The sequence below is a fragment of the Streptomyces sp. genome (assembly GCF_031178505.1).
Classification (GTDB): domain Bacteria; phylum Actinomycetota; class Actinomycetes; order Streptomycetales; family Streptomycetaceae; genus Streptomyces; species Streptomyces gulbargensis.
In genome coordinates, this window is record NZ_JAPSIW010000427.1 from 1 (window position 1) to 6,051 (window position 6,051).

Consider the following 6,051-nt stretch of genomic DNA (forward strand, 5'->3'; position numbering starts at 1 on the left):
TGATCCAGCGCGTGGCCGTGACGGAGGACCCGGACGCCTGGGCGGCGGACTTCCACGCCGACGCCCCCTACCTCACCGTGGAGCAGATCCTCCGGCTGCCGATCCTCGCCGTGGGGACGGTGGACGGGATCGCGGAGCGGCTCCTGACGCTCCGGAAGCGGTTCGGCTTCTCGTACTTCACCGTGCTCGACGACGCGATGGAGGCGTTCGCCCCGGTGATCGGGCGGCTGCGCGGGCGGTGACGCCCCGCCGGCGTCCCGTCCTGCTCCGTGGAACGCGGTCGACGCCGGCCGCCCGGCGGTGGTGGGATCTGCCCATGGACGATCTTCGGATACGGGCCGCGGTGGCGGCCGACATCGACGCCGTGCTCGCCTTCTGGAAGGTGGCCGCGGAGGGCACGAGCATCAGCGACGACCACGCCGGGGTGGCGCGACTCGTCGAGCGGGACCCCGAGGCTCTGCTGCTCGCGGAGCCGGCGGGCGAACCGGCCGGCGGGGGCGCCGGTGACGGGAGCGGCGCACTCGTGGGGACGGTGATCGCCGGCTTCGACGGCTGGCGGTGCCACCTCTACCGGCTCGCCGTCCACCCGGGCCACCGCCGCCGGGGCATCGGCGGCGCCCTGATCGCGGCGGCCGAGGAGCGTTTCGTACGCCTCGGCGGGCGGCGCGTCGACGCGATGGTGCTCGACCGGAACCGGCTCGGGCGGGCGGCGTGGCGGGCGGCGGAGTACGGCGCAGACGAGGCGTGGACCCGTTGGGTGAAGCCGCTGGCCCCGGCGCCCGGCCCGGCGCGGAGGCCGGCCGCGCCCTGATCGGCCCTTCGCTTTGCCCGTCCTTTACCCTGGACGGGCAGAATCGATCAACCGATCATCCCGATCACCCCGACCATCCCGGTCGATTTTTCCGGTACGACCGAAAGGTGTGAGCGTCCGCCCATGGGCGAGCCTCCCAGTAGCCCCACCCGCGGCCGAGATCGTGCGGTCCGCCCCTCCCTGACTGATCATGGGACTCGTCGAGGGACGGAGGTGAAACGATGACCGAGCTTCTGCTGCTGCTCGTGGCGCTGCTGCTCTCCGTCGCCTGTGGCGCCTTCGTCGCCGCCGAGTTCTCGCTGACCACGGTCGAGCGCGGCGAGCTGGAGGCCGCCGCCGGGCGCGGCGAGCGCGGAGCGGCGGGCGCCCTCAAGGCCGTCCGGTCGCTCACCTTCCAGCTCTCCGGGGCTCAGCTCGGCATCACCGTGACCAACCTGATCGTCGGCATGCTGGCCGAGCCGTCGGTCGCCGCGCTGATCCGGGGACCCGCCGAGGCGGTGGGCCTGTCGCCCTCGGTGGCCTCCTCCGTCGCGCTCGTGCTCGGTACGGCCCTTTCCACCGTGGTCCTGATGGTGGTCGGTGAGCTGGTCCCGAAGAACTGGGCGATCTCCTCGCCCCTGGCCGTGGCCAAGGTGGTCGCCACCCCGCAGCGGGTCTTCACGGCCGCCTTCAAGCCGCTGATCAGCCATCTGAACAACACCGCCAACCGGATCCTGCGCCGTCTGGGCATGGAGCCGGCGGAGGAGCTGGCCTCGGCCCGGTCCCCGCAGGAGCTGGTGGCGCTCGCCCGGCACTCCGCCAGGGAGGGGGCCCTGGAGCCGGACACGGCCGAGCTGTTCGTCCGGACCCTCAACCTCTCCGAGCTGACCACCGAGAACGTGATGACGCCCCGCGTGCAGGTCACCGCACTGGAGGTGCAGGCCACCGTCGAGGATGTCGCCAACGCGACCCGGGCGACCGGGCTGTCCCGCTTCCCCGTCTACCGGGGCAACCTCGACACGGTGGTCGGCATCGCCCACGTCAAGGACGTCCTGGCCATACCGGCCGCGGAGCGTCCGCGCCGCCGGATCGGCGAGATCCTGCGCGAGCCGCTGCTCGTGCCGGAGACGCTGACCGTGGACCGGCTCCTCGACCGGCTGTCGGGCAAGCAGACCATGGCCGTCGTCATCGACGAGTACGGCGGTACGGCCGGGGTCGTGACCCTGGAGGACATCGTCGAGGAGGTCGTCGGCGAGGTGCGCGACGAGCACGACCCGCACGAGACGTCCGACCTGGCGCGGGCGGGCGAGGACGCGGACGGCCGCGAGCTGTGGTCCGCCGACGGGGCCGCCCGTACGGACCAGCTCCGCACGATCGGACTGCGGGTGCCGGACGGACCGTACGAGACGCTCGCGGGCGTGCTCGCCACCGAGCTGGGCCGGATCCCGGCCGTCGGCGACAGCGTGGAGCTGGCCGGCTGGCAGCTCGACGTGGTGGACGCCTCGGGCCGGCGGGCCGCCCGCGTGCTGCTGCACGCGCCGGTCGCGACCGACGGGGACGAGACCGGGGAGGCGGGCCGATGACCGCGATCCAGTTGCTGATCGGCCTGCTGACGCTGGTCGTCAACGCCTTCTTCGTGGGCGCCGAGTTCGCCCTGATCTCGGTGCGCCGCAGCCAGATCGAGCCGCTCGCCGAGTCCGGCGACCGGCGGGCGCGCAGCGTCATGTGGGGTCTGGAGCACGTCTCGGCGCTGCTCGCCGCGGCCCAGCTCGGCATCACGCTGTGCACCCTGGTCCTGGGCATCGTGGCGGAGCCGGCCATCGCCCATCTGCTCGAACCCCTCTTCGACGCGGTGGGGGTGCCGCACGGTCTGGTGCACCCGATCTCGTTCGTGATCGCCCTCGCGGTGGCCACCTACCTGCACATGCTGCTGGGCGAGATGGTGCCGAAGAACATCGCCCTGGCCGAGCCGACGCGGACGGCGCTGGCGCTCGGTCCGCCGCTCGTCACGCTGGCCCGGGCGCTGCGGCCGGTGATCTTCGCGATCAACGCCTTCGCGAACGCGCTCCTGAAGCTGCTGCGGGTGGAGGCGAAGAACGAGGTGTCGGCCACCTTCTCGGACGACGAGCTGGCCCGGATGGTCACCGACGCCGGGCACGCGGGACTGCTGGACGACCGGGCCGCGGAGCGTCTGCACGACGCCCTCGAACTGGGGCGCCGTCCCGTGCGGGACGTGGTCATGCCGGTGACGCGGGTCATGTACGCGCAGGTCGGAACGACTCCGGAGCAGCTGGAGGCGCTGTCCGCGCAGTCGGGTTTCTCCCGCTTCCCGGTCGTCGACTCCGGCCGCCGGATCCTCGGTTACCTGCACGTCAAGGACGCCCTGGACATCACGCCGCGCGACCTGCCGTTCCCGGTCTCGGCGCTGCGCCCGATCGCGCGGGTGCGGGCGGCGACACCGCTGGACGACGTCCTGACGGCGATGCGGCGCAGCCGGACCCATCTGGCGGCGGTGCTGGACGAGGACGGCAAGCTGGCCGGCCTCGTGACCATGGAGGACGTGCTGCGCGAACTGGTGGGGCGGCCCGCGGCTCCCTGACGGGTACGCCGGCCGGCGGGTGAGCCCGAGGAGGCCGGGGCGGAAGGGTCCCGGGCGTGCGCCCGGGGCCCTTCCGCCTGCCGCCGGGCGGTTCCCCTCGGCATCCCGCCGCATACCGCACGGTATGATCGCTCCGCCATGGAGATGAATGCCGCATACAACAGTTTTGTCGCCCTGGGCGACAGCTTCACCGAGGGCATGTCGGACCTGCTGCCCGACGGCTCCTACCGGGGCTGGGCCGATGTCCTCGCGGGTCGCCTGGCCGCCCGGAATCCCGACTTCCGGTACGCCAACCTCGCGGTGCGCGGCAAGCTCATCGGACAGATCGTGGCGGAGCAGGTGGACACGGCCGCCGCGATGGAGGCCGACGTGGTGACCCTCGTCGGGGGGCTCAACGACACCCTGCGGCCCAAGGTCGACATGGTCCGGGTGCGGGACCTGCTCACCGAGGCGGTGGAACGCCTGGCACCCACCTGCGGCCGGCTCGTCCTCATGCGCAGCCCCGGCCGCAACGGCCCGGTGATGGAGCGCTTCCGGCCCCGGATGGAGGAGCTCTTCGCCCACATCGACACCCTCGCCGCCCGGCACGGCGCCCTGGTGGTCGACCTCTACGGGGAGCCGGTGCTCGGCGACCCCCGGCTGTGGGACGTGGACCGGCTGCACCTCACGGCGGAGGGCCACCGGCGCGTGGCCGAGGCCGTGTGGCAGGCTCTCGGCATGCCGCCCGAGGAGGACTGGCGGGAGCCGCTGCCGCCCATCGGCCGGCCGGGCTGGGCGACCCGCCGGATCGCGGACGCCCGCTTCGCCCGGGAGCACCTCGGGCCCTGGATCGGCCGGCGGCTCACCGGCCGCTCGTCGGGCGACGGACGCGCCCCCAAGCGCCCCGAGCTGCTGCCGTACGAGCCCGGGGGCGTGACCTCCGAGGCGGGGCGACGGGTCGCCCCGTGAGCTGCGTCTCGTAGCAAGCTCCAGCCCGGACCGTGGCGCTGGCCTGCACAAACCGCCAGTAGAATCAGGACACGTGACTGCTGCCACGGTGAAGCCCCGTATCCCCAACGTCCTGGCCGGCCGCTACGCATCCGCGGAGCTCGCCGTCCTCTGGTCCCCCGAGCAGAAGGTGAAGCTGGAGCGCCGGCTGTGGCTCGCCGTGCTGCGTGCGCAGAAGGACCTCGGGATCGAGGTTCCGGACGCGGCTCTCGCCGACTACGAGCGCGTGCTGGACCAGGTCGACCTGGCCTCCATCGCGGAGCGCGAGAAGGTCACCCGGCACGACGTGAAGGCGCGCATCGAGGAGTTCAACGCCCTCGCCGGTCACGAGCACGTCCACAAGGGCATGACCTCGCGCGACCTCACCGAGAACGTCGAGCAGCTGCAGATCCGGCTCTCCCTGGAGCTGATGCGGGACCGTACGGTCGCCGTCCTCGCCCGCCTGGGCAAGCTCTCCGCCGAGTACGCGGAGCTCGTCATGGCCGGCCGCTCGCACAACGTCGCCGCTCAGGCCACCACGCTGGGCAAGCGGTTCGCGACCGCCACGGACGAGCTGCTCGTCGCCCACGGCCGCCTCGAGGAGCTCCTCGGCCGGTACCCGCTGCGCGGCATCAAGGGCCCGGTCGGCACCGCGCAGGACATGCTCGACCTGCTCGGCGGGGACGCCTCGAAGCTGGCCGAGCTGGAGAGCCGGATCGCCGGTCACCTCGGTTTCGCCCACGCCTTCACCTCGGTCGGCCAGGTCTACCCGCGCTCGCTCGACTACGACGTGGTGACGGCGCTGGTGCAGCTGGCCGCCGCACCCTCCTCGCTGGCCAAGACGATCCGCCTGATGGCGGGCCACGAGCTGGTCACCGAGGGCTTCAAGCCCGGCCAGGTCGGCTCCTCGGCGATGCCGCACAAGATGAACACCCGCTCCTGCGAGCGCGTGAACGGCCTGATGGTCATCCTGCGCGGTTACGCGTCGATGACCGGCGAGCTGGCCGGTGACCAGTGGAACGAGGGCGACGTGTCCTGCTCGGTGGTCCGCCGCGTGGCGCTGCCGGACGCGTTCTTCGCCCTGGACGGCCTCCTGGAGACCTTCCTCACCGTGCTCGACGAGTTCGGCGCCTTCCCCGCCGTGATCGCCCGCGAGCTCGACCGGTACCTGCCCTTCCTGGCCACCACCAAGGTCCTCATGGGCGCGGTCCGCGCCGGTGTCGGCCGCGAGGTCGCCCACGAGGCGATCAAGGAGCACGCCGTCGCCTCCGCCCTCGCGATGCGCGAGCAGGGCGCCGAGCGCAACGAGCTGCTCGACAAGCTGGCGGCCGACGAGCGCATCCCGCTGGACCGTGCGCAGCTCGACGAGCTGATGGCGGACAAGCTCTCCTTCACGGGCGCCGCGGCCGACCAGGTCGCCTCCGTCGTCGCCCGCGTCGAGGAGATCCTGAAGCAGCACCCCGAGGCCGCCGCCTACACGCCCGGAGCGATCCTCTGACCCGGACCCCCCGGTTCACCCAGCAGCAGCTGGAGGCCGCTCGCGACCGCGTCGTCCCCGACGTGGTCGCGAGCGGCCTTTCCGTGCTGTTCTGCGGGATCAATCCGGGTCTGATGTCGGCTGCGACAGGCCATCACTTCGCCCGCCCGGGCAACCGTTTCTGGCCGGTGCTCCACCTGTCCGGGTTCACCCCGCGGC

General features: G+C 72.7%; 6 protein-coding genes and 1 pseudogene. All 7 read left to right on the forward strand.

Annotation, left to right across the window (positions count from 1 at the left end; genetic code table 11):
* Positions 1 to 242, forward strand: a pseudogene (locus RIF68_RS24180) (LLM class F420-dependent oxidoreductase); the annotation flags it as partial.
* 74 nt (positions 243 to 316) lie between these two features.
* On the forward strand, positions 317 to 811 hold the full coding sequence (locus RIF68_RS24185; protein ID WP_309053403.1) for a GNAT family N-acetyltransferase: 495 nt from the start codon (positions 317 to 319) through the stop codon (positions 809 to 811).
* A gap of 221 nt (positions 812 to 1,032) precedes the next feature.
* Entirely contained in the window at positions 1,033 to 2,373 is a 1,341-nt protein-coding gene (locus RIF68_RS24190) for a hemolysin family protein (RefSeq protein ID WP_309053404.1), read from the forward strand.
* Positions 2,370 to 3,389, forward strand: a complete 1,020-nt coding sequence (locus tag RIF68_RS24195) for a hemolysin family protein (protein WP_309053405.1) — start codon at positions 2,370 to 2,372, stop codon at positions 3,387 to 3,389. Before RIF68_RS24190 ends, RIF68_RS24195 begins: the two co-directional genes overlap by 4 nt.
* A 138-nt stretch (positions 3,390 to 3,527) precedes the next feature.
* On the forward strand, positions 3,528 to 4,337 hold the full coding sequence (locus tag RIF68_RS24200) for an SGNH/GDSL hydrolase family protein (protein WP_309053406.1): 810 nt from the start codon (positions 3,528 to 3,530) through the stop codon (positions 4,335 to 4,337).
* Between the two features lie 73 nt (positions 4,338 to 4,410).
* On the forward strand, positions 4,411 to 5,853 hold the full coding sequence (gene purB, locus RIF68_RS24205; RefSeq protein ID WP_309053407.1) for an adenylosuccinate lyase: 1,443 nt from the start codon (positions 4,411 to 4,413) through the stop codon (positions 5,851 to 5,853).
* Positions 5,850 to 6,051 (forward strand): uracil-DNA glycosylase family protein (locus RIF68_RS24210; protein WP_309053408.1); only part of this gene is annotated, 202 nt, incomplete at its 3' end. The genes purB and RIF68_RS24210, both read left to right, overlap by 4 nt.

Bases quoted from the DNA above. Each gene is read 5' to 3' on its own strand.
- RIF68_RS24185 (WP_309053403.1), top strand. From the start codon at position 317: ATGGACGATCTTCGGATACGGGCCGCGGTGGCGGCCGACATCGACGCC.
- RIF68_RS24190 (WP_309053404.1), top strand. From the start codon at position 1,033: ATGACCGAGCTTCTGCTGCTGCTCGTGGCGCTGCTGCTCTCCGTCGCC.
- RIF68_RS24195 (WP_309053405.1), top strand. From the start codon at position 2,370: ATGACCGCGATCCAGTTGCTGATCGGCCTGCTGACGCTGGTCGTCAAC.
- RIF68_RS24200 (WP_309053406.1), top strand. From the start codon at position 3,528: ATGGAGATGAATGCCGCATACAACAGTTTTGTCGCCCTGGGCGACAGC.